The sequence below is a fragment of the Aeromicrobium jepli genome, assembly GCF_047246605.1.
GTDB lineage: Bacteria > Actinomycetota > Actinomycetes > Propionibacteriales > Nocardioidaceae > Aeromicrobium.
This window is the reverse complement of record NZ_JBFOKO010000001.1, coordinates 616,736-640,641: the sequence shown is the minus strand read 5'-3', so window position 1 is coordinate 640,641 and position 23,906 is coordinate 616,736. Positions and strand designations below refer to the sequence as shown.

The window sequence follows — 23,906 nt, the reverse complement described above, 5'->3', positions numbered from 1 at the left end:
CCTCTGATGTCCGAGAACGACGCAACGGCAGCGAGCCCGCGCCGGTCACGCTCCCTTGAACTGCCCGATGGCCGCGATGATGGCCGGACCGATGACGATGATGAACAGGACCGGCAGGATCGTGCCCATCAGGGGCAGCAGCATCTTGACCGGGATCTGGTTGGCGACGCCCTCGGCGCGCAGACGACGGGTGGTGCGCATGTCGTTCGCCTGGTCGCGCACGATCTCGGAGACCGGCACGCCGAACTCCTCGCCCTGCAGGATCGAGCGGACGAACTTGCGCAGCTCGTCGACGTCGGTGCGCGCCACGAGCGCCTCGTAGGCCTCGCGTCGCGGCAGGCCCAGGCTGATGTCCTGGACGGTGCGGACGATCTCGTCCGCGAGCGGCCCCGAGCCAGTCTGGCCCGACCGGGCGAGCGCGTTCTCGAAGCTCGTGCCGGACTCGATCGAGATCGTGATCTGGTCGAGAAGGTCCGGCAGCGCGTACTGGATCTCCTCCTGGCGGCGCACGGCCTTGCCGTTGAGGATGATGTCCGGCGCGAGGTACCCCAGCACCGGCGCACCGACGAGGAAGATGAGGCCGATGAGGCCGCCCTGGCTGTTGAACGTCATCCAGCCCAGGCCGAGCCCGGCGATGCCGAAGATGACCTTCTGCAGCAGGATCTTGGCGACGCTCGTGCCGTCGGGCCGGCCCGCGAGCATGTAGTTGCGCTCGGCCTTGGCGATCATCGAGGCGGGCGTGAGACGGAACCCCAGCGCGGAGCGGTCGTCCTGCTGCGACTGCTTGGCCGAGCCGGCGACGACGACCTCGGACTCGGTCAGCTCGCGCAGGCGGGCGGCGGCCGCGGACTCGCTGCGGCCGAAGATCCCGAGCGCCTTGAACAGGCAGGCCAGGGCGCCGAAGATCGCGATGATTCCGATGAGCAGCATCACAGCTTCACCTTCGTGATCGACCGCAGCCACAGGCCGCCCAGCACGTAGAACACCAGGCTGATGATCATGCAGATCTTGCCGGCGCCCGTCGTGAACAGCGGCGCCATGTAGTCGGGGTTGATGACCAGGAACAGCACGCCGACGCCCACGGGCAGGCCCATGAGGATGACGGCGGAGGCCTTGCCCTCGGCCGCGAGCGACTCGACCTTCTGGCGCAGCTCGTTGCGCTGCGAGATCGTGTCGGTGACGCGGTCGAGGATCTCGCTCAGGCGACCGCCCGACTCGCGCTGGATCGCCACGGCCTCCGTGACCCACAGGAAGTCGTCGCTCTCCATGCGGGCGGCGGTGTCCTTCATGCCGTCGATGAGGTCGCGGCCCAGGCGCGTCTCGTTGACGATGCGCGCGATCTCCTCCCCCATCGGGGCGTCCATCTCGGCGGCGACGCTGCCGAGGGCGTTGGGGACGTTCATGCCCGACTTCAGCGCCGAGCTCAGCAGCGTCATGGTCTCGGCCATCTGCTGGTTGAACTTGGCGCGGCGCCGGCTGGTCTTGAGGCCGACGTACATCTTCACGCTGAGCGGTGCGACCAGCATGACGATCACGGCGAAGAAGAACGAGCCCGTCAGGGCCAGCGTGCCGCCGAACGCGACGAAGGCGATGAGCAGCGTCGTGGCGACGACGGACGTGACGCTCGACGTGATGCCCGCGAGCTCGAGCTCCTCCTCCTCGAAGGGGCGGATGCCGAGCGTGCGAAGGACGCGGTCGATGAGGTCGTAGATCGGGGTCTGCGCCGTGCCCCGCGTGGCCTCGGTCGCGGCCGTCTCGGCCTTCATCTGCTCGGACCGCAGGTCCGCCAGCTCGGGCTCGAGCAGGAAGTAGGCGAACAGGGCGACGGCCACGAGGATCGCGACGGAGCCCAGGACGAGCATGTTCATCGGGCTCCCCCGGATCGCGAGGCCAGCAGGTGGGGCGGCACCTTGACGCCGCGCTCCTCCAGCAGGTCGATCATCGTGGCGCCGTCGCCCACCGCCTGGACGGTGCCGCGCGGGTGGCCGTCCTCGTCGTAGCCGGCGCCGAAGTCGAAGCGGTACAGGTCGTTCAGGACCGGCTCGTCGTTCTCGATGCCGCGCAGCTCGGTGACGTGCGTGATGCGGCGCGAGCCGTCGCGCAGGCGGGTGATCTGGACGATGAGGTCGACGGCCGAGCCGATCTGCTCACGGATGGCGCGCAGGGGCAGGTCCATGCCGGCCATGAGCACGAGGGTCTCCAGACGCGCGATGCAGTCGCGCGGGGAGTTGGCGTGCAGGGTCGAGATCGAGCCGTCGTGGCCCGTGTTCATGGCCTGCAGCATGTCGAGCGCCTCGCCCGACCGGCACTCGCCGATGACGACGCGGTCGGGGCGCATGCGCAGGGAGTTCTTGACCAGGTCGCGGATCGTGACCTCGCCGCGGCCCTCGATGTTCGCCGGGCGCGCCTCCAGCTGCACGACGTGCGCCTGCTGCAGCTTGAGCTCGATCGCGTCCTCGATCGTGACGATGCGCTCGTCCTCGGGGATGAACGACGAGAGCACGTTGAGCAGCGTCGTCTTGCCGGTGCCGGTGCCGCCGGAGACGAGGATGTTGAGGCGGCCGCGGACGCACAGCTCGAGCAGCTCGGCCAGCTCGGGGCTGAGCGAGCCGTAGTTGATCAGGTCCTGGATACTGAGCGCCTTCTTGGCGAACTTGCGGATCGTCAGCGAGGAGCCGCGGACGGCCAGCGGCGGGATGACGGCGTTGACACGCGACCCGTCGGCGAGGCGGGCGTCCACGAGCGGCGACGACTCGTCGATGCGACGACCGACCTTGCCGACGATGCGCTCGATGACGCGGCGCAGCTGGTCCTCGGAGCTGAAGGTCTCGTCGGCCAGGGTCAGCTTGCCCTTGCGCTCGACGAAGATCTGGCTCGGGTGGTTGACCATGATCTCGCTGACGTCGTCATCGTCGAGCAGGCGCTGGATCGGGCCGAGGCCGAGCGCGTCGTCCTCGATCTCGCGGGTCAGCGCGGCGCGCTCGGAGGCGCCCAGCTGGACGTGCTCCTCCTGCAGGATCAGCTCGAGCTCGGAGCGGACGAAGTCGCGCAGCTGCAGGTCGGTCAGCGAGGCGTCGTTGATGCGCGAGCCGATGCGGCGGAAGAGCGACTCGACGGAGCGCTTCTTGAGGTCGTCGAGGACGGCGGAGCGCTGCAGCACGGTCGTGGGGCGGCTGCCGACCTCGGTCTGCTTCTCGGCGGCCAGGAGCCGGTCGGTGATGCTCATTCGTCCCTCCTGAACAGTCCGCTGCGGCGACGGGACTGGCCCTCGCCGCGCAGCTTGGCGACCAGCGAGTCGACGGCGCCGGACAGCTCGGCCGACCGCTTGGCCTGGGCCAGCGGCTTGCCGGTGTTGACCGAGAGCGCGATGTCGACCGAGCGGGCGATCGACACGTCCACCGGCATGCGCATGGCCTGGGAGATGTCGTGCAGCTCCAAGCCCGTGCCCGACTCGGTCATGTTCACGACCAGGTGGCGGTTGCGCGGCAGCAGGTCGATGCGGTCGAGCAGGTCGACGGCCCGGCGCAGCGCCTTGACGCTGGAGACGTCCATCGTGGTCACGAGGATCACGTCGGTGGCGACCTCGAGGGCCGCCATCGTCTCGTCGGTCAGGCCGGAGCCGGTGTCGATGACGACGTACGAGTACTCCTTGGAGAGCTGGCGCAGCAGGTCGCTCTCCTGGACGGGGGTGATCTTCTCCAGCGCGGCGGGCGACTCGGACGCGGCCAGGACGAGCAGCTTCTCGTCGAACGCGTTCAGCAGGCCCTTCACGACCAGCGGCGGGTGGACGCCGTTCTGGGTGAAGGCGTCCTCGAGGGTGTGCTGGGCGTTGATGTTCAGCACGCTGCCGACGTCGCCGAACTGGGAGTCGAAGTCGACGATGACGGCGTCGAGCGGCGCGCGGCGCGAGAGCGTGATGGCGAGGTTCGTGCTGATCGTGGTCTTGCCGACGCCGCCCTTGGGCGACATCACCACGACGACGCGGTGCTCCTCGGGATCGACGGGCCGGACGGGCGCCTGCGGCACGACCGCGGCGGTCGACGACGGCGCGACGGCGGCCGGCGCCGACGTGCCCGAGACGTGACGGCCCAGCAGCCGCTCGATCTCCAGGTCGGACGCGATCGCCGAGACGGCCTCGACGACGCCGCACTGGCGCTGCTCGGTCGACAGCGGCTCGGGCGACTCGCGCACGAGGACGACGGGCACGCCGCCCTGGTGGTCGTGGACGATGTCGGCGAGGTCGAGCGCCTGGTCGTCATCCACGTCCTCGCCGATCACGACGAGGTCGATCGCGCGCATGTTCGCGAGCATGGAGCTGAGGGCATGCTCGGTGAAGGTCGGCCGGAGGCCGACGACCTGACGGTCCGCGACGCGCCGGAGGCGGCCCGCGAAGGGGCTGGCCTCGGTGATGACGACGATGATGCTCACTTGACGAGAGACCCCGCTTCGATGCTGGACGCACCATCACGGGACGTCTCGTCGTTCTGTACGGCGAGCCGGACCTGGCCGAACTGGGCTGCGGTGGCGATCTGGGTCGCCTGTTGGGTGTTGACCGCGAGGGTGACGACCATCGTGCCGTCCTCCTTCTTCTCGACGTCGGTGACCAGGATGTTCTGCGCGAACATCCGGCCACGCTTGTTGTCGCCGTCCTCCACGAGTCCGATGACACCGACCTTCACGCCGTTGTCGACGCGCTCGGAGACGCCGGCGGCGGCGTCGACGAGGACGGCCACCTCCTGCAGCCCGGCGGGCACGGTGACGTCGGCGGCGGCCTTGGCCCCCTCCTTGTCGAAGCGGTCCTTGATCAGCTGCTCGCCCGCGATGAGCTTGACGACCGTCTTGAGGCCGTCGATCTCCTTGAGATCGCGGATCGTGTTCTTGGCGACGGCGGCGTTGGGGATGCTCACCTGCTCGACGTTGTCCTTGACCGTCGCGGAGTCGGAGTTCGCGTCGATGTCGGTCGCGACGCGCCACACCTTGACCATCTCGGCACCGTCGTACGCCGCGTTACGGGCACCCACCGCGTACGCGACGACGGCACCGATGCCGATGATCGCCAGCACGGCGGCGGCGATGGCGGCGATGACGCGAGAGTTCATGAGATCGATTCCTCCAGGTAGGGGTGCGTCAGCGGACGAGCTTCACGCGGGTCAGGCCCAGGTCGGGGGCGTTGCCGCTCAGACCGGAGTCGGGGTTGTCGTAGCTCGTGCCGTACTCGGTGAAGTTGTTGAACAGGGCGCCCTCGGTGGACCGGACGAACTGGCCACGGACGCCGGCGCAGGTGCCGCCCCACGTGATGTTGCCCAGGCCGGACTGGATGTAGAAGCCGAACGAGCAGCTGTTCGAGGTCCCGATCGAGCTCGCGCTGGGCTGCGTGCCGAAGTAGATGCTGGGGTACGTCAGCCACTTGTCGATCTTGAACGGCGCGAAGCCGATCACGACGAGGCGGCTCGTGTACGACACCGCGCCCCAGAAGATGCTCTTCTTCTCCAGGGCGTAGATCGGGAACATCACGATCGAGCCGGGGCCGACGCCGGAGAGCTTCTGCGTCATGCACGAGTCCCAGCCGAAGAGCGTCCAGTCGTCGAGCACGTCGCGGTAGAGGTCCCACAGGCTCGCCGAGTAGTTGCAGTTGTTCGTGATGCCGGGGAAGACCGAGCTGGTGAACCACATGGCGCGGCCGAAGCTCGTGTACCCGGTGCCCGATCCCTTGCGGCCGTAGACCGTGGGCGCCGTGGCGCCCGTGCCCGGGCAGCTGGTCTCGGTCGCGGAGTGGCGCGCCCACAGGAACGACTTCATCGCGCCGGGGCCGCCGGCGGACGGCTGGGCGCCCAGCCAGTCGCAGTACGGCAGGCCGATGGGGATCAGCCCGGCGCCCTTGAGCGGCACGGACTTCCAGTTGACCGTGGCCTCGGCGCGGACGGTGCTGCTCGAGTCGCCCAGGACCCGCGCGAAGGTGTGCGAGACGTTCTTCGAGACGCGGACGGTGGCCTTGCCGTCGTCGTAGGACGGGTTCTTCGCGACGCCGTCCTTCAGCGTCTGGACCGTGGCGGAGGCGCCGGCGTTCTGCTGGGCGTACCAGGTGCTGGTGCTCGTGCTGCAGCCCGACTTCTTCAGGGAGCACTCGTTGCCCAGGGCGAGCGCGGCGGTGTCGGCGGCGTTCTGGACGCTGGCCTTCTGGTCCGACGCGACGGCGAAGTCCACCGAGACGGCGGCCATGCCCAGCAGGGCGACCATCGAGACCGCGACGAGGACGACGGTCGCACCGCGCTCCCGGCGGCGCAGGCCGAGGCGGCGCTCGGGGCGCGGGCGACGGGACTTCAGCTGCATTGCGCCACTCCTCTCACGCGGTACGTGAAGCTGTTGCCGAACAGGCCCGTGATCGACGCGCGCGTCACCGTCGAGGTGATCGTGACCGAGGCGCCGACGTTGCTCGCGGTGCAGTCCACGGACTTGGTGACGGTCGCGGTGGGCGCCAGGCCGGTGACGTTGGCCCGGGCGACGTTCCAGTTGCGGTCGATCGCGTAGCTGCGGGCGGCGACGCTCGTGGCGTTGTTGAGCTGGGTGCGGAAGTTGAACGCCATCCCGAACTCGACGATGCCGATGATCACCGTCATGAGGATCGGGACGATGAGTGCGAACTCCACGGCCGCGGCACCACGCTCGCGTCGATCGCGCGGGCGTCGTGTCCAGGTCGTGAGGTGCAGCATCACGTCTTCCCTCCCTCAAAGGACGTCGTGGTGGTGGGGCGTCGTCGCCCCGGGGCGGGTGTGCCGCGTCGCATCCCGGCGACGCGGCACACCCCGGTGGTTCGTGCGAACCGCTCGGATCAGAGGCCGAGCTCGCCGCCCAGGCCCTCCCAGAAGCCGGTGAGCGCGTCGCCGAAGACGCCGATGGCCGCGACGATCGCGACGGCGATGCCGGCGATGATGAGCGCGTACTCGGTGGCCGTGGCGCCCTTCTCCTCGCGGTCGGCGACGAAGGCGGACAGGAAGCTGAAGATCTGCAGCATGGGTTTTCTCCTCAAGGTGTGGTGGCGAGCTCGCATACTGCGAAGTCCCGATGTGAAAACGCTAAGCCGTGGGTCCCCTGGTGAGCGAGGGGAATCTGTGAAAAATGACACAGAAGAGAGAAAATGGTCCCAAGGAACTAGTGAGTCACATGTGACGAAAGATATCTGACCGCTACAGGACTCGGAACATCAGAGGACGTTCGCGAAGCCGAGCCAGTTCGTCGCGAGCGAATCGCCGAACATCACGACCAGGACGACGATCCCGATCGCCACTCCGCTGATGAGCAGGGCGTACTCCGTGGCGCTCGTGCCACGCTCCATCCGGCGGGCCTGCGCCCACGTCCTCCACCACGTCATGACGGCTCCTCGACTGATGTCACCGTGGGACGGAAGGGTCTCTGGTGACTCGCGAGTTCAAAGTAGGGCATCTGACCGGAATTGGTGGGCGGATCGGCCAGATCCGCGCCTGCTCCTGACGCTGTCCGCGAGGACCGGCAGACTGGCCCCATGACCAACTCGAGCGATTCCGCCGTGGCCGTCTACCTCGACTTCGACAACATCGTCATCTCCCGGTACGACCAGGTGCACGGCAAGCAGTCCTTCTGGAAGGACCGCGACGCCGGGTTCGACGAGGCCCGGCTCAAGGCCGCCGAGATCGACGTCCACGCGATCCTCGACTACGCCTCCTCCTTCGGCCGCCTCGCACTGACCCGCGCCTACGCGGACTGGTCCATGCCCTTCAACGTCCGCTACAAGAAGCAGCTCGTCGACCGCGCGATCGACCTCGTCCAGCTGTTCCCCGCCTCCGGCTCCAAGAACGGCGCCGACATCCGCCTGGCCGTCGACGCCCTCGAGGACATGGCGCGCATGCCGCAGGTCGGCACCGTCGTGCTGGCCGCCGGCGACTCCGACTACATCCCGCTCGCCCAGCGGCTCAAGCGCATGGGCCGCTACGTCGTGGCCGTCGGCGTCGCCGGCGCCACCAGCCGCTCCCTCGCCGCCGCGTGCGACGAGCTGCTCACCTACGACAACCTGCCGGGCCTGGCCCAGACCGGCGACGAGGTCGAGGCCGCCTCGCCCCCGCCGGCGAAGAAGACCACGCGCAAGCCCGCGAAGAAGGCCAAGGCCGCTCCCGAGCCCGAGGCCGACCCGGACCCGAAGCCCGCCCTCAAGCCCGTCTTCGTCGCCGCCGTCCCCGACCCCGACGACGAGCACGACGACGAGCGCGCCCTCGCCCGCCAGGCCACCCGCCTGCTGCTGCGCGCGATGCGCCTGCTCGGCGAGAAGGACACCGACGACGAGTGGGTGCACTCCGGCACGGTCAAGAACCAGATGAAGCGCATGGACTCCTCGTTCAACGAGAAGGAGCTGGGCTACAAGTCGTTCACGGACTTCCTCCGGTCCCGCAACCACGCGGTCGAGGTCGACGAGGAGGGCCAGAGCCGCAAGGTGCGCCTGCGGACGGGGCACTGATTCGCCTTCCGTGGCCCCACCCCGTAAGGTGGGAGTCGTTGCATGGCATGACTCAGCAGATTGATGGTCGAGCCCTCGGGCTTATCGGTTCTCTCTTTGGTTGAAGTGACGCGTGACATTTCCAGCCGCACGCGATTCACGAGTGCGCACAACTCCCAAGGAGACAACATGGCTACCGGAACTGTGAAGTGGTTCAACGCTGAGAAGGGCTTCGGCTTCATCGCCCCCGACGACGGCGGCGAGGACCTGTTCGCGCACTTCAGCGAGATCCAGGGCTCGGGCTACCGTTCGCTCGAGGACAACCAGAAGGTCGAGTTCGAGGTCACGCAGGGCCAGAAGGGCCTGCAGGCCGCCAAGATCCGCGCGATCTGAGCTCTCGCAACACGAGAACTCCTCGAAAGCCCCCGCTTCGGCGGGGGCTTTCGCCTTTTCCGGGTGCCCCGGACCGGATGTGTAGCGCAGTCCACCCGGATCCGGCCCGTCAGGGCGATCTCGGGTGGCGACCGCTACACATCTCGCGCGCGGAGGCGCTGGCCGTCGCGGCCGGCCTCGGCTCCGAGCGTCGCAAGCTGCTCCTCGACATCGGGTGCGTTGTGGTGACTGAGGTGCACGGCGACGACCCGCGTCGCCTCGTCGACCGCGCCCGTCGCACGCAGTGCCGCGACCGAGGCTCCGAACCCGCCCAGGTCCAAGTGTCGCTCCCCCGCGAGGTCGGACCGCGCGCCGAACGTCTGCTCCAGCAGCACGAGGTCGAGGCGCTCGCGACCGATCTGCTCCAAGGCTCCCTGCGCCCACGGCCCCGTGTCGCACGCGTAGAGCAGCGACCCGATGCCGTCGACGCGGTAGAGCACCGCCTCGCCGAGGGCCTCGTGCGCCGCCCTGACCACCGTCACGTCGTGCGACGGCGTCGTGAGCCGGTCCCCCGCCGTGACCTCGACGAGCGCGACCGCCGTCTGACCCGGGGCGAGCCAGTCGCGGCAGCGCTCGATCGCCGGCGCGGGACCGAGGACCGTCAGCGGCCGGTCGCTCACCCAGCTGCGGTGCAGCAGGAACGCCGGATCGAGGTGATCGCTGTGCGCGTGCGAGACCAGCACGGTGTCGACGTCCACGAGGTCGGCGCCGGCCCGCAGCGCCTGGCGTGCGGCCTCGGGTCCGGGATCGATCCAGATCCGCCCGTCGACCAGGACGCTCGTGGGCGTGCGCAGCTCGCCGCGCTCGCGCATCGTCACACACGACTCGCACCGGCAGAACGGCGACGGCCACCCGTCGGCGGCGCCGGTGCCCAGCAGCAGGACGTCCATCAGTCGTGCGCGGGCGCCTGCCCCCGCAGCCCCGGCGAGCACATGACCTTCTCGGGCGTGATCGCGATGACGACGCGGCGCGGGTTCTCCTTCGGCTGGCGGTAGCGCTCGGCGTAGAGCCGCTCGGCCAGCGCGACGGACTCGCGGTCACGCAGGATCTCGGCGGTGCCGGCGATGCTGACCCACTGCGGGCCGGCCACCTGCGCCACGGTGGCACGCGGGTCGCGCTCGACGTTGCGGACCTTCTGGCTGCCGTCCATCGTCGTGATCCGCACGATGCCCTCGAACACCGTGAACCCGACGGCGACGACGTGGATCCGTCCGCTCGGGCCCATCGTGGACAGCGTCGCGAGGTGGCGATCGGTGAGGAAGTCGCCCTCGGGGAGCCAGACGTCGGTCATGCGCCCATCATCGGCGACGCGGCCCTGACGCGACCGCTGGGGGCCGCTCGTAGAGTGGCGGGCGTGTCGCACTCCCCCGCCGCCCTGTCCTGCCCGCTCGACCTGGCGCACGGCCCGCAGTGGCCGAACCGCTGGACGCTCGCTCCGCTGACGAACAAGCAGAGCCACGCCGACGGGACGCTCTCGGACGACGAGTACGCCTGGCTCGTCGCCCGCGCCCGCGGCGGCTTCGGCCTCGTCATGACGTGCGCCGCGTACGTCTCGCCCGAGGGCCAGGCCTGGGCCGGCCAGCTGGGCATCAGCGACGACCGCCACGACGACGGGCTGCGCCGCCTGGCGGACGGCATCCGCGACGCCGGCGCGGTCTCGTCGATCCAGCTGCACCACGGTGGCATGCGCGCCGACGCCGAGGTCACGGGACGGCCGACCGTCGCGCCCTGGGCCGACGCGACGCGTGGGGTCGAGGAGCTCTCGACGGCCGACGTCCACCGCGTCATCGACGACTTCGTCCGGGCGGCGGTCCGCGCCGAGCGTGCCGGGTTCGACGGGGTCGAGGTCCACGGCGCGCACGGCTACGTGCTGTGCCAGTTCCTCGACGCGCGCAAGAACCACCGCACGGACGAGTTCGGCGGCTCGGCCGAGAACCGCAGCCGGGCGCTGCGCGAGGTCACCCGCGGCATCCGCGCTGCGACCGGAGCCGACTTCCAGGTGGGCGTGCGCGTCTCGCCCGAGGGCTACGGCGTCTCGATCGACGACGCCACGACGCTCGTGTCGCAGCTGCTCGCGTCCGGCGACGCCGACTACGTCGACCTGTCGATGTGGGACGTCGCGAAGGCGCCGCGCGACACGTCGCTCGACGGCCTGCTGATCGAGCGCTTCATGGACCTGCCGCGGCACGGCACGCGGCTGGGCGTCGCCGGCAAGATCCTGTCGGCGCAGGACGCGGCGTGGTGCCTCGAGCAGGGCGCCGACTTCGTCACCGTCGGCACGGCCGCGATCATCCACCACGACTTCCCGCGCCGCGTCGCGGACGCGCACGACTTCGTGAGCGAGCCGCAGCCGTTCCCCCGCGCCCGGCTCGAGGCCGAGCACGTCGGCCCGGTGTTCATCGACTACCTGGCCGACAACTGGGACGACTTCGTCGCCTGAGCCTCAGCCCAGCCGCTGGGCCAGCGCGACGGTGATGCCGTCGGGGCCACGGACGTAGGCCATCCGCCAGACGTCCTCGTACTCGCCGATCCCGCCGACGAGCCCGTACCCGGCCTCGGCGAGCTCGGCGACGACCGCGGCCAGGTCGTCGACCTGGAACGCGACGCTGCGCAGCCCCAGCTCGTTGGCCATGGCGTCCGGCGAGCCCGGCTCGTGGTCGGGCCGGTGGAAGCTGGAGAGCTCGACCCACGTGCCGCCGCCCGGCGCCCGCAGGCCCACGATCGTGGTGTGCGCGCCGGCGATCCCGGTGACGGTGTCGATGAACTCTCCCGCGACGTCGGTCCGCTGGTCGACCTCGAGCCCGATCCGGACGAAGAAGTCCGTGGCGCGCTCCAGGTCCGAGACCGTGATCCCGACGTGGTCGAAGGCGGTGACGTGTCCCATGACGCCATCGTCCTCCGAGGACGCGCACGTGCCCAGGTACGACCAGAGCCGCCCCGCTGGTGCGGGGCGGCTCTGTCCATGAGGGCTGGTGGAGCTGCCGGGAATCGAACCCGGGTCCTATGACGCTGAACCAAGACTTCTCCGGGTGCAGTCCGTCTGGCGCTTTTCTCGGCCCCGGTGCTCGGACGAACGCGTCACCGACAGGCTCAGTAGCGGAGAAGTCCCGATCTGACCTCGCTACACGGTCAGACCAGCAAGTCCTCTAGATGAGATGGACGATCCGGGACGAGGACGCTCCCGGGTCCACCCTTCGCAGGTCGCTGTCAGGCAGCGAGGGCGAAGTCAGTGCGCTTGGAATCGGCACTTATGGGTTTGCAACGAACGTTTGAGAGATGACGTTGCCTTCTCTACCCGCTTCTCTTGGATCGAACGACCACAGTCGAAACCGATCAGCCCCTCTGGAATTGTCAATGCACTCATTCTAACCGGGCCCGGGTCGGGTTTGTTCCCCGCGACCGGGAATCGATCTAGCGTGGGCTCGTGAGGGTCGGGGATCTGGACGTGCTGGAGCTCGCCGACGTCGACGCCTGGGACGCGTGGCTGACCGAGCACCATGCCGACACGGCCGAGGCGTGGCTGCGCGTGCGGCGCAAGAGCGCCGGCATCGCGCTGGTCGAGTTCGGCGACGCGCTCGAGTGCGCCCTGTGCCACGGATGGATCGACAGCATGGGCCGGTCGCTCGACGAGGTCTCGCGGCTGCAGCGGTTCTCGCCGCGGCGTCCGCGCAGCCCGTGGTCGCAGGTCAACGTGGCGAAGGTCGAGGCGCTCATCGCCGCCGGCCGGATGCGGCCGGGCGGCATGGCCGAGGTCGAGGCGGCACGCGCGGACGGGCGCTGGGCCGCGGCGTACCCGAGCCAGTCGCAGGCCACGGTGCCCGAGGACCTCGCTCAGGCGCTGGCCGCCGTTCCGCGAGCGGCCGAGGCGTTCGGCCGGCTCAGCCGGTCGGAGCAGTACGCCCTGATGCTGCCGGTCTACAAGGCGCTGACCGAGGCCGGGCGCGCCCGGGTCGTGGCGCGCGTCGTCGCGAAGCTCTCGGGCTGACGCCGAGTGGCGCAAACCGGGGTCGCGAGTGGCGCAGAAGTGCCCGCCACTCGGCGAGTGGCGGGCAGATCTGCGCCACTCGCGGTCAGGGCGGGCGGTCAGGGCGTGACGTCGAACAGGGCGGCGCCGTTGTGCCACAGGACGGCGCGCATCCAGTCGTCGCCGAGGCCGAGGCGGTCGAGCGCCTCGACCTGGTGCGCGTACGGGTACGGGATGTTCGGGAAGTCCGACCCGAAGACGATCCGGTCCTGCAGGCGCAGCAGCCGCTGCGGGTCGACCGGCGGCGGCTCGGCGAAGAAGTCCACGAACGTCATCGTCGTGTCCAGCCGCATCGCCGGGTACCGCTCGGCGAGGTCGCAGAACGCGTCGATCTCGGGCATGCCCAGGTGCGCGATGACGAGGGGCAGCTCGGGGAAGCGCTCCATGACGTGCGCGACGCCCTGCGGGCCGGTGTGGGGACCGGGCATCGGGCCCGAGCCGGCGTGCAGCACGATCGGCACCTGCGACTCCTGGCACGCGGCCCACACCGGGTCCAGCAGCGGGTCGTCGGCGGCGAACTCGCCGACCTGCAGGTGCGCCTTGAACACGCGCACACCGTCGGCGATCGCCTTCGGGACGTACTGCGCCGCCTCCGGCTCGGGGAAGAACGTCGCCGACCGGACCGAGTCGGGCACGCGCTCGGCGAACCCGGCCAGCCAGTCGTTCATGAACTCCGCGATGCCCGGCTTGTGCGCGTAGGACAGCGCCGTGAAGCGGCGCACGCCCAGGGCGCGCAGCGTCTCGACGCGCTCCTCGTCGCTCGTGCGGTAGTGGATCGGCCACGGCCGGCCCAGCTTCGGCCCGGCCGCGTCGAAGTACGCCCACACCTTCGCCAGCACCTGAGGCGCCATGAAGTGCACGTGCACGTCCACGATGCCGGGCACGCCGAGTCGCTCGAGGTACGCCCCGAGCTCGGCGTCCTGCCAGGTCATATGCCCTTGAGCCGGCGGCCGACCTCGCGCTCGGCGTCGCGGGACGCCTGACGCTCGGCGATCGCGTGGCGCTTGTCGTAGGCCTTCTTGCCGCGGGCGAGGGCGATCTCGACCTTGGCGCGGCCGTCCTTGAAGTACAGGCTCAGCGGGATGATCGTGAGGCCCTTGGACTGGGTGCGGTGCTCGATCTTCTCGATCTCGTGCCGGTTCAGCAGCAGCTTGCGGCGCCGGCGCGTCTCGTGGTTGGTCCACGTGCCGTTGTCGTACTGCGGGATGTGCACCTGCAGCAGCCACGCCTCGCCGCGGTCGATCTCACCGAAGCCGTCGACGAGCGAGGCGCGCCCCTGGCGCAGCGACTTGACCTCGGTTCCGGTCAGCACGAGACCGGCCTCGAACGTGTCCTCGATGTGGTAGTCGTGCCGCGCCTTCTTGTTCTGGGCGATCAGCTTGCGACCGGTCTCCTTGGCCATTCGACCATTCTGACAGGTCAGAGCCAGTTCATCGGCTGCGTGGTGCGCCCGTTGGCCAGAACCATGAAGTGCAGGTGGCACCCGGTCGAGTAGCCCGTCGATCCGACGTACCCGATGACTTGGCCGCGCTTGACCCGCGCACCCGTGCTCACGGCGTACCGCGAGAGGTGGTTGTAGGTCGTGATGACGCTGACGCCGCGCTTGACCCCGTTGTTGAGGATCACGCGGTTGCCGTACGCGCCGTTGTAGTACTGGGACACGATCGTGCCGCCCGCGGCCGCGCGGATCGGGGTGCCGCAGCCGACACCGAAGTCGGTGCCGTCGTGCAGCTTGTACACGCCGGTGATCGGGTGACGTCGCATGCCGTACGGCGAGGTGATGGGCCCGTTGACCGGCCAGCTCAGGGCGCCGCCGGAGTCACCGGTCGTGCCGCCGCCACCGCCGCCACCGCCGCCGCCCTTCTTCTTGCGCTTCTTGCGGGCGGCCTCGAGCTCCTTGCGGACGATCTCGGCCATCTGGTTCTCGAGGGCGACGCGCTCGGCCTCCCACTGCGCCAGCAGCCTCTGGTCCTCGGCGAGCGCCTTGTCGGCGGTCCGCTTCGCGCCCGTGCGCGCCGTGACGAGCTGCGCCACCGAGGCGGCCTGCTGCTCGGCCTGGGCGGTCAGCGCCTGCATCTGGACGACGATCGCCTCGGCCTTCTGCTTCTGTGCCGCGACCTCGTCGCGCAGGTCCTCGACCTTGTCGCGCTCGATCTCGAGCATGACCTCGGACGCGGCCAGCTCCTGCATGACCGCGATCTGGGCGTCGCCGATCGAGGTGCTGACGCTCATCTGCTCGGAGAACTGCGCCGGGTCGGCGCCGCGCAGCAGGTCGCCGAACGCCTTGAGCCCCGTGTCGCCGGCCATGACGGACTCGACGGCGAACGACTCGACGGCGCCGCGCGAGGACTTCAGCTCGCGCTCGGCCTTCTCCAGCTTGGCCTCCGCGGCGGCCAGCTCGGCCTCGGCCCTCTGCAACGCGGCACGCAGGCGCGCGTCCTCCGCCTGCGCCACGGCGAGCCGGCCGCGCGTGCGGCCGAGCTTGGTCTGGGCGTCCGCGAGCCGCGACTCGGCGCGGTCGAGCGCGGCCTTCGCGTCGCGGGCGGCCTTCGTGGACTCCTGGACCTCGTCCCGGGCGGCGTCGAGCTTCTTCTTGTTCTCGCGCTGCTCGCGCTTGACGTCGTCCTTCTCGTCACCGAACGTGGGCGCGCTCAGTCCCGCCAACAGCATGACGCTGAGGGCGATCGCGAGCAGCGGCTTGCGCAATCTCGTCATGGCCTCGAATCCGGGGAAGTGTCCGTCGGGACGGAATCGTGCGGTGTGACCCTGTGACTCTACGGCAGAGGTTGAGGGTTTCGCCGCTTCCGCGTCGAGGCCGCGCGTGTCGGCCGGCTCAGACGTCGAGGTACTTGCGCGTCATGACGAACGTCGGCACGAGCGCCAGCAGCAGCGCCAGGACGGTCGTCATGCCCATGACGACGAACGCGTCCTCCCAGCGGACCCACGTGGTGATCCGGCCGAGCGTGTCGCGCAGGTAGCCGTAGACGACGAAGTGCATGAACGCCGCCAGCCCCGCCGCCGCGAGCGCCGCCGAGACCAGCGCCGCGACGAGCGACTCCAGCACGAACGGGGCCTGGATGTGCCAGCTGGAGGCGCCGACGAGGCGCATGATGCCGATCTCGCGGCGGCGCGCGAACGCCGTCATGCGGATCGTGTTGGAGACCTGCAGGATCGCCGCGATGATCAGCAGGCCGGCCGTGACGAGCGCCGCCCACTGCATCTTGTCGAGCATCTCGAACAGCGGCCCGAGCAGGTCGCGCAGCGAGTTCACGTTGCCGACGCCGTCCATGCCCGAGACCTCGCTCACGACGCCGTCGAACTGCTGCGGGTCCTTGAGCGTCACGAAGTACGACTCGGGGAACGAGTCGACGCCGAGCGTCTCGAGCTGCTTGCGGCCCGTGTCGGTCTGGCCGAGCAGCTCACGCGCCTGGGCGAAGTTCTCCTCGGGGCTGCGGACGTCGACGCCCTTGACCTCGGGGTTGTCCTCCAGGGCCGTGCGGACGGCTGCCTTCTGCTCGTCGGTGGCGGCGCCGCCGACGCACGTCGCCGCCGGGGAGTTCTTGGTGCACAGGTTGACCTGCAGCTGCAGCCGGTCGCCGAAGTACTGCTCGGTGCGCTCGGCCTGCGACTGGATCAGCAGGCCCAGGGACGCGAGCAGCAGCGACACGCTCATCGTGACGACCAACGAGATCGTCATGGAGGTGTTGCGGGTCAGGCTGGCACGCAGTTCGGTGAGGATCGCTCGCATGGGTCTCAGTTCTGGTAGCCGTAGATGCCGCGGGCCTCGTCGCGCACGACGCGGCCCTCGTCGAGCTCGATGACGCGCTTGCGCATCTGGTCGACGATCGAGGAGTCGTGGGTCGCCATGAGGACGGTCGTGTCCTCGCGGTTGATGCGGTCGAGCAGCTTCATGATGCCCACGCTGGTGCTCGGGTCGAGGTTGCCGGTCGGCTCGTCCGCGATGAGGATCATCGGCCGGTTGACGTAGGCACGCGCGATCGCGACGCGCTGCTGCTCGCCGCCGGACAGCTCGTCGGGGCGGCGGTGGCCCTTGCCGTCGAGGCCGACCAGGTCCAGGGTCTCGGGCACGAGTCGCTTGATCTCGTCGCGCGGCTTGCCGATGACCTCGAGCGCGTACGCGACGTTCTCGAAGACGGTCTTGTTCGGCAGCAGGCGGAAGTCCTGGAAGACCGTGCCGAGCTGGCGGCGCAGCTTGGGCACCTTCCAGCTGGACAGCTTGTTGATCTCCTTGCCCGCGACGAAGACGTGGCCCGAGGTGGGGCGGGTCTCGCGCAGGATGAGGCGCAGGAAGGTCGACTTGCCCGATCCCGAGGCGCCGACCAGGAACACGAACTCGCCCTTCGTGATCTCCAGGTCGAGCCGGTCGAGCGCAGCGCGCTTCTGTCCGGGATAGGTCTTGGTGACCTTGTCGAAGCGAATCACCCGATCGAGTGTAGGTGCGTGACCTGAGGATTCCCGGAAGCACCGGGACCCGTTTCCCGTGAGGCCCGCCTCATCGCCGCGGCCCCTCCCCCGCGCCCGGTCGCGGCGTCATGAGCGCGGACTATGGTGAACGACATGCGGCCCGACCTGCGCGACGCCTCGATGCTGCTCGCGCGTGGCGACGACCTCGACGCGCTCGTGCGCGAGGCCGGCCGGATCCGCGATGAGGGACTGGCCCGCGCGGGCCGCCCGGGCGTCATCACGTGGTCGCGCAAGGTGTTCGTCCCCGTCACCACGCTGTGCCGCGATCGCTGCCACTACTGCGTCTTCGTCGACACCCCCGGCAAGCTCGAGCGCAAGGGCATCGCGCCCTACCTGTCCGAGGAGCAGGTGCTGGCCACCGCGCATCAGGGCGCCGCGCTGGGCTGCAAGGAGGCGCTGCTGACGCTCGGCGACCGGCCCGAGGACCGGTGGGACGTCGCCCGCGAGTGGCTCGACGCGCACGGCTTCGCCTCGACGCTGGACTACGTCGGCCACCTCGCCCGTCGCATCACCGCCGAGACCGGACTGCTCGCGCACCTCAACCCCGGCGTCATGACGTTCGACGAGCTGCAGCGCCTGCGGCCCACCGCGCCGTCGATGGGCATGATGCTCGAGACCACCAGCCGGCGGCTGTTCACCGAGCCCGGCGAGGCCCACTTCGGCTCGCCCGACAAGGACCCCGCGCTGCGGCTGCAGGTGCTCGAGGACGCCGGGCGGCTGCGCATCCCGTTCACGACCGGCCTGCTCGTGGGCATCGGCGAGACCGTCGAGGAGCGCTTCGACACGATCCTCGCCCTGCGCGACCTGTCGCAGCGGCACGGCAGCGTGCAGGAGGTGATCGTGCAGAACTTCCGCGCCAAGCCCGCCACCGCGATGCAGGCGTCCGACGACGCCGAGGCCGACGCTTTCATCGCCGCCGTCGCCACGGCGCGCATCGTGCTGGGCCCCGACGCGCGCATCCAGGCCCCGCCCAACCTGTCCGACCCGGCCGAGCTCGGCCGCCTCGTGGCCGCCGGCATCGACGACTGGGGCGGCGTCAGCCCGCTCACGGCCGACCACGTCAACCCCGAGCGGCCGTGGCCCCAGGTCGACCAGCTCGCCGAGGCCACCCGCGCCGCCGGCTACACGCTGCGCGAGCGCCTCACCGTGCACCCGCACTACATCCGCGACCGCGACGAGTGGATCGACCCGGGGCTGCACGACGCCGTCCTCGCGCTGGCCGACGACGCCGGACTGGCCGCGGGAGATGACGTTCCCGGGATGGCCTCGGCCGGGACGCCCCGCAGGCGTCACTCCCCGCGCCTCGAGGACGACCCGGCGGGGCTCACGGACGACGAGTACGTGCGGCTGCTGGGCTCGACCGGGCGCGACCTCGACCGGCTGGCCGGGCTCGCCGACGAGCTGCGCCGCTCCGTCGTCGGCTCCACGGTCTCGCTCGTGCAGAACCGCAACCTGGGCTCGGACCGGGTCACCGATCCCACGCTCGTCGCCGAGGTGGCGCGCGACGCGGTCGACCTCGGCGCGACCGAGCTGTGCATCCAGGGCACCGCCCCGGCCGACGCGCCCGACGACGTCTACGAGCAGGTCGCCCGCGCCGTGCGCGGGGCCGCGCCCGACCTGCACCTGCACGCGTTCCGTCCCGCCGACGTCGTCGACGGGGCGCACCGCACGGGCCGCACCCTGCGCGAGCAGTACGCCGCGCTCGTCGCGGCCGGCGTCGACACCGTCCCCGGCACGGGCGTCAAGGTCTTCGACGAGGACCACCGGGCCCGCCACTTCCCCGCCGACCTGCCGGTCGCCCGGTGGGAGGAGGCGCTGCGCGCCGCCCACGGTCTCGGCCTGCGGTCCACGTCGGTCCTGTTCTACGGCCACGGCGAGACGCCCGGCCAGGTCGTCGCCCACCTGCGCAAGCTCCTGCAGATCCAGGCCGACACGGGTGGCTTCACCGAGCTCGTGCCGATGGCGTTCCCGGGCGGCAGCCACACCGACGACCAGCACCGCGCCGTCCACGCCGTCGCACGGCTCATGCTGCACGGCTCGATCGGCCACGTGCAGGCCGCCTGGACGCGACTCGGCGTCGAGGGCGCCACGATGGTGCTCCGCTCGGGTGCCGACGACCTCGGCGGCACCCTCTACGACGGCCGGGTCCTGCCCGAGGCGGGCGTCGAGTTCGGCCACGAGCTCACCGTCCCCGTCGCCGAGCGGATCGCGAAGGCCCTGGGCCGGCAGCTGCGCCTGCGCACCACCACGTACGGGGTGCCCGGGTGACGGCCGTGCGGGTCGCCGTGGTCGGCGCGGGCTTCGCCGGCGTCGCGATGGCCCGGCGGCTGGCCGCCGCGGCCGAGTCCTTCGTCGTGCTGGAGCGCCGCCCCGGCATCGGCGGCACGTGGCACGACAACCGCTACCCCGGCGTCGCGTGCGACGTGCCCGCGCACCTGTACGGCTACTCCGACATCGCGCACCCCGGCTTCAGCCGCGTGTTCGCGCCCGGCGCCGAGATCCTCGAGTACCTCCAAGACGCCGCGGCTCCCGTGGCCGACCGGATCATGCTGTCCACCGAGCTCGAGGACGCGCGCTGGGACGGCTCGGGTTGGCAGATCACCACGTCCCGCGGGGCGCTGCGGGCCGAGGTCCTCGTGATGGCCGCGGGCCGGCTCACCGAGCCGCGCCTGCCCGACGTCCCCGGCTCGTTCGACGGACCGGTCGTGCACACCGCGCGGTGGCGCGACGACGTCGCGATCGACGGTGCCCGCGTCGCGGTCGTGGGCACGGGGGCCTCCGGCGTCCAGGTCGTGCCCGAGCTCGCCCGCCGCGCCGACTCCGTCGTCGTGCTGCAGCGCAGTGCGCCGTTCATCATGCCCAAGGGCGACCGCGCCTACGCCGACGCCGAGATCGCCCTGTTCGAGCAGCAGCCCGAGCGGCTCGACGACCTGCGCGACTCGCTCATGCGCGAGACCGAGGAGGTCTTCGACCAGCGCGCCGGCGCCGGCCGCGGCGCCGCCCGTGAGCGGGCGCTCGCCCACCTGGCCGAGCGCGTCCCCGATCCGGTCCTGCGCGCGGCGCTCACCCCCGACCACGAGTTCGGCTGCAAGCGCGTGCTGTTCAGCGACGACTACTACGACGCCCTGCGGATGCCGCACGTCCGGCTCGTCCCCGCCGCGCTCACGGCCTACGAGCCGGGTGCCGTCGTCGCTGCGGACGGCTCGCGCCACGAGATCGACGTCGTCGTCGCCGCCACCGGGTTCCACACGACGCGCCAGCCGTTCGCCTCGCGCATCACCGGGCGCGACGGCCTGATCCTGGCCCAGCACTGGCGCGACGGCATGCGCGCGTTCGCGTCCACCGCCGTGCACGGCTTCCCCAACCTCTTCGTGCTCGACGGGCCCAACGCCACGCTCGCGCACAACTCCGCCGTGCTGATGATCGAGGCCCAGGCCGACTACGTGGCCTCCGCGCTGCCGTGGACCACGCGCGGCCCGCTCGAGGTCTCCGCGCAGGCCGAGCAGGCCTACGTCGACGAGATCCAGCAGCGCAGCGGCGTGTGGACCTCCGGCTGCCACAACTGGTACGTCGACGAGCGGTCCGGCCGCCAGGTGCTGCTGTGGCCGGGCAAGGCGCAGGAGTTCCGCGACCGCTTCGGCCACTTCGACCCGGCCCCGTTCGGTCTCGTGGAGTCCGCCGGTGCCTGAGCCCCGCGACTGGACCGTCGTGATCCCGGTCAAGCCGCCCGAGGTGGGCAAGACGCGGCTGACGGTCGAGGGCGTCGATCGCGTCGCCCTGGCCCGTGCCGTCGCGCTGGACACGATCGAGGCCGCCGCCGCGGTCGCGCGCGTGGTCGTCGTGACGGCCGATCCCGGCCTCGTCGACGTCGCGGGGGTCGAGGTGGTTCCCGAGGCGGCGCCGCGCGGCATCGCCGCCGCCGTGCAGGACGGACTGCGTCACGCCGCCACCGAGGGACGCGCCGTGCTGCTCGGCGATGTGCCGGGACTGGACCCCGCGGACCTGGCCGAGGCGCTGCGGCTGGCCGGCGCGGTGCGGCTGGGCGCCGTGCCCGACGCGGAAGGGCTCGGCACCACGCTGGTCACGTCGCTCGAGGGCGACCTGCCGGCGGCGTTCGGACCGGGGTCGTGGGCGCGTCACCTGGCCGCGGGCTTCGTGCCGCTCGCCGTCCCCGAGTCGTCGACGCTGCGCCGCGACGTGGACCGGCCCGAGCACCTCGACGGCCCGCTCGGCCCGCGCACGACCGCCGTGCTGGGGCGCTGAGCCTCAGCGCTGGGTGAAGTCGAGGCCGTCGCCCTCGGAGACCAGCGTGTCGCCCTCGACCACGTACTCGGTCGGCAGCTCGATCGGCTCGCCGCCGTCGTCCTCGCACGCGACGCCGTCGTCGTTGGGCGCGAGCTCGACCCGGCCGCCGCGCAGCTGCCAGCGTCCCAGCAGCTCGGCGCACTCGTCGGTGGCCGCGTACGTGTTGTCGTCCGACAGCGTCAGCACCACGCGCCGGCCGGTCGACGGCCACGGCTCCTTCGAGACCCACGCGCCCAGCAACGGCAGCGTGTCCTCGGGGCCGCCGGTGTAGGTCGAGCGCTCCGGTGCCGGATCCGAGTCGGACGGCTCGTCCGCGCAGGCGGACAGCAGCGTGAGCGACAGCAGGACCCCCAGGAGCGCGCGCATGCCGCCACCGTAGCCACCCGGTGGTCGCGCGAGCCCCCGGGTGGTTGAGCAGCACGCGACGAAGGAGCGGCGTATCGAAACCACCGCCCTCAGGCGTGATCTCGATACACCGTCTCGCTGCGCTCGCCGGCACTCGATCACCGGGGTGTGCGGCACGCGAGGGCCTCGGATCCCCGGCGAGGTCGGAGCGGGGAACGCGGGGCGGTCAGGCCAGGGCGGCGCGGGCGAGGGCGGCGGAGCGCTCGAGGTCGCTCATCCAGAGTGGCTCGACGCGGACGTCCCAGCCCTCGTCGCGCAGGCCGGCCGCGAGCGTGGCGTCCTCCTCGGCGAGCATCCAGGTGTCGAGCACTCCCCCGTCGGCGCGCCGGCCGTAGTGGCGCGCGACGGCGTCCGCGGCGGTCTCGACGCCGATCGCCGACAGGCACGCGTCGGCCATGCCGCGCACCACGCGGCCGCCGATGATCGGCGAGACCCCCACGACCCGGCGCGCGTTGGCCAGCGCCTCCCGGATCCCCGGCACGGCGAGGATCGGCCCGATCGAGACGACGGGGTTCGACGGCGCGATCAGCACCACGTCGGCGCCCTCGATCGCCTCGACGACACCCGGCGCGGGCCCGGCGTCCTGGATGCCCTCGTTCTGGAACTCGACGGCGCGGAGGGCGGCGCGGTGCCGGGTCCACCACTCCTGGAAGTGCAGCCGCGAGCCGTCCTCGACCACGACGTGCGTGTCGACCTCGGCGTCCGTCATGGGCAGCAGGCGCACGCCGATCGGCCAGCGCGCGGCCAGCCGCTCCGCGATCTGCGTGTACGTGAGCCCGTCGCGCAGCCAGCCGGTCCGGGCCAGGTGGGTGCCGAGGTCGAGGTCGCCGAGCGTGAACCATGGCCAGCCGGAGCCCCACTCGCGCAGCTCGGCGCTGACGCGCTCGGTCTCGCCAGCGCGGCCCCAGCCGCGCTCGGTGTCGTTGACGCCCGCCAGCGCGTAGAGGATCGAGTCGATGTCGGGCTGCAGCCGCACGCCCGAGAGCCACAGGTCGTCGCCCGTGTTCACGACGAGCGTGATCTCGTCGTCCCCGGACAACGCCTCGCGCAGCCCGCGCACGAACCGCGCCCCGCCGACGCCCCCGGCCAGCACCGTCACCCGCATGTCAGCCGCCCGCCCGGAAGAGGTCATCGGCCGCGGGCCGGACGATGGAGCGGGCACCCGGCAGGCCGAGGTCGCCGACGAGGTCGGCGCGACCGCGCACGACCGCGACGGGCACGTGGCCGTCCTTGGGCTTGACCAGCTCGGCGGCGGCGCACAGCTCGTCGGCGACGCACGGCATGGTCACCGCGAGCGGGCGGCCGTCGGCGTCACGGTCAGGGCGCTCGAACAGCCGCACGCCGGCGGCGCCGATCGCGACGTCCGTCTGGCCGAGCCGCCAGGCGCGGCCCAGCGTGTCCGAGACGAGGACGCCGACGCGCGCGTCCCGGCGCAGGCCCTCGGCGAGACGGCGGGCGGAGGCGTCGGGGTCCTCGGGCAGCAGCAGGACGTGGCCCTCGGGCACGTTGCTGGCGTCCACGCCGGCGGCCGCCGCCACGATGCCGAGGCGGTTCTCGACGATCCGGACGGGACCGCGCTCGGCGACGATGCGCACCGTCTCGGCCTCGATCGCGGCCTCACGGTCCGCGGCGGCGACGAGCCGGCCCTCGGCCTTGCTGACGATCTTCGACGTCACCACGACGATGTCGCCGTCGGCCAGGTCGGCGCGCTCGGCGATGAGGGGCACGAGGTCGTCGCCGGTGCCGATCTCGGGCAGGCCGGCGACACCGACGACCGTCAGCATCGGCGCG

General features: G+C 71.2%; 27 protein-coding genes and 1 other RNA gene. 7 read left to right on the top strand and 21 right to left on the bottom strand.

Going from position 1 to position 23,906, the window contains the following annotated elements:
* Window positions 1-45: 45 nt before the first annotated feature.
* The 9 genes from AB3M81_RS03135 to AB3M81_RS03095 all read right to left on the bottom strand — a co-directional run bounded on the left by AB3M81_RS03135 (window position 46) and on the right by AB3M81_RS03095 (window position 7,369).
* Window positions 46-930 (bottom strand): type II secretion system F family protein, encoded by an 885-nt coding sequence (locus AB3M81_RS03135; protein WP_412902440.1) that lies wholly within the window; start codon window positions 928-930, stop codon window positions 46-48.
* On the bottom strand, window positions 930-1,868 hold the full coding sequence (locus tag AB3M81_RS03130) for a type II secretion system F family protein (protein ID WP_412902439.1): 939 nt from the start codon (window positions 1,866-1,868) through the stop codon (window positions 930-932). The genes AB3M81_RS03135 and AB3M81_RS03130 overlap by 1 nt, the downstream gene beginning before the upstream one ends.
* Window positions 1,865-3,226, bottom strand: a complete 1,362-nt coding sequence (locus tag AB3M81_RS03125) for a TadA family conjugal transfer-associated ATPase (RefSeq protein WP_412902438.1) — start codon at window positions 3,224-3,226, stop codon at window positions 1,865-1,867. The genes AB3M81_RS03130 and AB3M81_RS03125 overlap by 4 nt, the downstream gene beginning before the upstream one ends.
* A complete protein-coding gene (locus AB3M81_RS03120) occupies window positions 3,223-4,428 on the bottom strand; it encodes a CpaE/TadZ family protein (RefSeq protein WP_412902437.1) in 1,206 nt (401 codons plus the stop codon). Before AB3M81_RS03120 ends, AB3M81_RS03125 begins: the two co-directional genes overlap by 4 nt.
* Window positions 4,425-5,099, bottom strand: a complete 675-nt coding sequence (locus AB3M81_RS03115) for a CpaB family protein (protein WP_412902436.1) — start codon at window positions 5,097-5,099, stop codon at window positions 4,425-4,427. Before AB3M81_RS03115 ends, AB3M81_RS03120 begins: the two co-directional genes overlap by 4 nt.
* Window positions 5,100-5,127: 28 nt before the next feature.
* Window positions 5,128-6,330, bottom strand: coding sequence for a Tad domain-containing protein (locus AB3M81_RS03110; RefSeq protein WP_412902435.1), 1,203 nt, complete (start codon window positions 6,328-6,330; stop codon window positions 5,128-5,130).
* Entirely contained in the window at window positions 6,321-6,710 is a 390-nt protein-coding gene (locus tag AB3M81_RS03105) for a TadE family protein (RefSeq protein ID WP_412902564.1), read from the bottom strand. Before AB3M81_RS03105 ends, AB3M81_RS03110 begins: the two co-directional genes overlap by 10 nt.
* A 119-nt stretch (window positions 6,711-6,829) precedes the next feature.
* Window positions 6,830-7,012: a Flp family type IVb pilin gene (locus AB3M81_RS03100; protein WP_412902434.1), complete on the bottom strand. Its 183-nt coding sequence runs from the start codon at window positions 7,010-7,012 to the stop codon at window positions 6,830-6,832.
* Between the two features lie 189 nt (window positions 7,013-7,201).
* Window positions 7,202-7,369, bottom strand: coding sequence for a Flp family type IVb pilin (locus AB3M81_RS03095; protein WP_412902433.1), 168 nt, complete (start codon window positions 7,367-7,369; stop codon window positions 7,202-7,204).
* Between the two features lie 150 nt (window positions 7,370-7,519).
* On the opposite strand from AB3M81_RS03095, the gene AB3M81_RS03090 reads away from it, so the two are divergent.
* Both AB3M81_RS03090 and AB3M81_RS03085 read left to right on the top strand, forming a co-directional pair.
* Window positions 7,520-8,485, top strand: coding sequence for an NYN domain-containing protein (locus AB3M81_RS03090; protein ID WP_412902432.1), 966 nt, complete (start codon window positions 7,520-7,522; stop codon window positions 8,483-8,485).
* A gap of 168 nt (window positions 8,486-8,653) precedes the next feature.
* Entirely contained in the window at window positions 8,654-8,857 is a 204-nt protein-coding gene (locus AB3M81_RS03085) for a cold-shock protein (RefSeq protein WP_410184367.1), read from the top strand.
* Between the two features lie 134 nt (window positions 8,858-8,991).
* Here the strand turns inward: AB3M81_RS03085 and AB3M81_RS03080 are convergent, their stop codons facing one another.
* Entirely contained in the window at window positions 8,992-9,786 is a 795-nt protein-coding gene (locus AB3M81_RS03080) for an MBL fold metallo-hydrolase (protein ID WP_412902431.1), read from the bottom strand.
* The gene (locus tag AB3M81_RS03075; RefSeq protein ID WP_412902430.1) at window positions 9,786-10,187 is read right to left on the bottom strand and encodes a pyridoxamine 5'-phosphate oxidase family protein; all 402 of its coding nucleotides are present in this window, start codon (window positions 10,185-10,187) and stop codon (window positions 9,786-9,788) included. Before AB3M81_RS03075 ends, AB3M81_RS03080 begins: the two co-directional genes overlap by 1 nt.
* Before the next feature lie 63 nt (window positions 10,188-10,250).
* On the opposite strand from AB3M81_RS03075, the gene AB3M81_RS03070 reads away from it, so the two are divergent.
* Window positions 10,251-11,336, top strand: coding sequence for an NADH:flavin oxidoreductase (locus AB3M81_RS03070; protein ID WP_412902429.1), 1,086 nt, complete (start codon window positions 10,251-10,253; stop codon window positions 11,334-11,336).
* A gap of 3 nt (window positions 11,337-11,339) precedes the next feature.
* Here the strand turns inward: AB3M81_RS03070 and AB3M81_RS03065 are convergent, their stop codons facing one another.
* Window positions 11,340-11,780, bottom strand: coding sequence for a VOC family protein (locus tag AB3M81_RS03065; protein WP_412902428.1), 441 nt, complete (start codon window positions 11,778-11,780; stop codon window positions 11,340-11,342).
* A gap of 86 nt (window positions 11,781-11,866) precedes the next feature.
* Window positions 11,867-12,237: a transfer-messenger RNA gene (gene ssrA, locus AB3M81_RS03060) on the bottom strand.
* Window positions 12,238-12,320: 83 nt separating this feature from the next.
* Between ssrA and AB3M81_RS03055 the strand changes: the two genes are divergently transcribed.
* The gene (locus AB3M81_RS03055) at window positions 12,321-12,881 is read left to right on the top strand and encodes a YdeI/OmpD-associated family protein (protein ID WP_412902427.1); all 561 of its coding nucleotides are present in this window, start codon (window positions 12,321-12,323) and stop codon (window positions 12,879-12,881) included.
* 98 nt (window positions 12,882-12,979) lie between these two features.
* On the opposite strand, the gene AB3M81_RS03050 is transcribed toward AB3M81_RS03055, so the two are convergent.
* From AB3M81_RS03050 to ftsE, 5 genes are all read right to left on the bottom strand, one after another.
* A complete protein-coding gene (locus AB3M81_RS03050; protein WP_412902426.1) occupies window positions 12,980-13,852 on the bottom strand; it encodes an amidohydrolase family protein in 873 nt (290 codons plus the stop codon).
* Window positions 13,849-14,322, bottom strand: a complete 474-nt coding sequence (gene smpB / locus AB3M81_RS03045) for an SsrA-binding protein SmpB (protein WP_412902425.1) — start codon at window positions 14,320-14,322, stop codon at window positions 13,849-13,851. The genes AB3M81_RS03050 and smpB overlap by 4 nt, the downstream gene beginning before the upstream one ends.
* 17 nt (window positions 14,323-14,339) lie before the next feature.
* A complete protein-coding gene (locus AB3M81_RS03040) occupies window positions 14,340-15,635 on the bottom strand; it encodes a peptidoglycan DD-metalloendopeptidase family protein (RefSeq protein ID WP_412902424.1) in 1,296 nt (431 codons plus the stop codon).
* A gap of 118 nt (window positions 15,636-15,753) precedes the next feature.
* A complete protein-coding gene (gene ftsX / locus AB3M81_RS03035) occupies window positions 15,754-16,668 on the bottom strand; it encodes a permease-like cell division protein FtsX (RefSeq protein WP_412902423.1) in 915 nt (304 codons plus the stop codon).
* 5 nt (window positions 16,669-16,673) lie between these two features.
* Window positions 16,674-17,363, bottom strand: a complete 690-nt coding sequence (gene ftsE / locus AB3M81_RS03030; protein WP_412902422.1) for a cell division ATP-binding protein FtsE — start codon at window positions 17,361-17,363, stop codon at window positions 16,674-16,676.
* Between the two features lie 135 nt (window positions 17,364-17,498).
* On the opposite strand from ftsE, the gene cofG reads away from it, so the two are divergent.
* The 3 genes from cofG to cofC are packed head-to-tail and all read left to right on the top strand — an operon-like array spanning window position 17,499 to window position 21,668.
* Complete coding sequence (cofG, locus tag AB3M81_RS03025) at window positions 17,499-19,673, top strand: 7,8-didemethyl-8-hydroxy-5-deazariboflavin synthase CofG (RefSeq protein WP_412902421.1); 2,175 nt, start codon at window positions 17,499-17,501, stop codon at window positions 19,671-19,673.
* Window positions 19,670-21,094, top strand: a complete 1,425-nt coding sequence (locus AB3M81_RS03020) for a flavin-containing monooxygenase (RefSeq protein WP_412902420.1) — start codon at window positions 19,670-19,672, stop codon at window positions 21,092-21,094. The genes cofG and AB3M81_RS03020 overlap by 4 nt, the downstream gene beginning before the upstream one ends.
* A complete protein-coding gene (gene cofC / locus AB3M81_RS03015; RefSeq protein WP_412902419.1) occupies window positions 21,087-21,668 on the top strand; it encodes a 2-phospho-L-lactate guanylyltransferase in 582 nt (193 codons plus the stop codon). The genes AB3M81_RS03020 and cofC overlap by 8 nt, the downstream gene beginning before the upstream one ends.
* Window positions 21,669-21,671: 3 nt before the next feature.
* Here the strand turns inward: cofC and AB3M81_RS03010 are convergent, their stop codons facing one another.
* From AB3M81_RS03010 to cofE, 3 genes are all read right to left on the bottom strand, one after another.
* The gene (locus tag AB3M81_RS03010) at window positions 21,672-22,076 is read right to left on the bottom strand and encodes a hypothetical protein (protein WP_412902418.1); all 405 of its coding nucleotides are present in this window, start codon (window positions 22,074-22,076) and stop codon (window positions 21,672-21,674) included.
* A 205-nt stretch (window positions 22,077-22,281) separates the two neighbouring features.
* The gene (cofD, locus tag AB3M81_RS03005; RefSeq protein ID WP_412902417.1) at window positions 22,282-23,247 is read right to left on the bottom strand and encodes a 2-phospho-L-lactate transferase; all 966 of its coding nucleotides are present in this window, start codon (window positions 23,245-23,247) and stop codon (window positions 22,282-22,284) included.
* Window positions 23,222-23,899 carry a coenzyme F420-0:L-glutamate ligase gene (cofE, locus tag AB3M81_RS03000; RefSeq protein WP_412902416.1) on the bottom strand — a complete coding sequence of 226 codons (678 nt, stop codon included), beginning with the start codon at window positions 23,897-23,899 and terminating at the stop codon, window positions 23,222-23,224. Before cofE ends, cofD begins: the two co-directional genes overlap by 26 nt.
* Window positions 23,900-23,906: the final 7 nt, after the last annotated feature.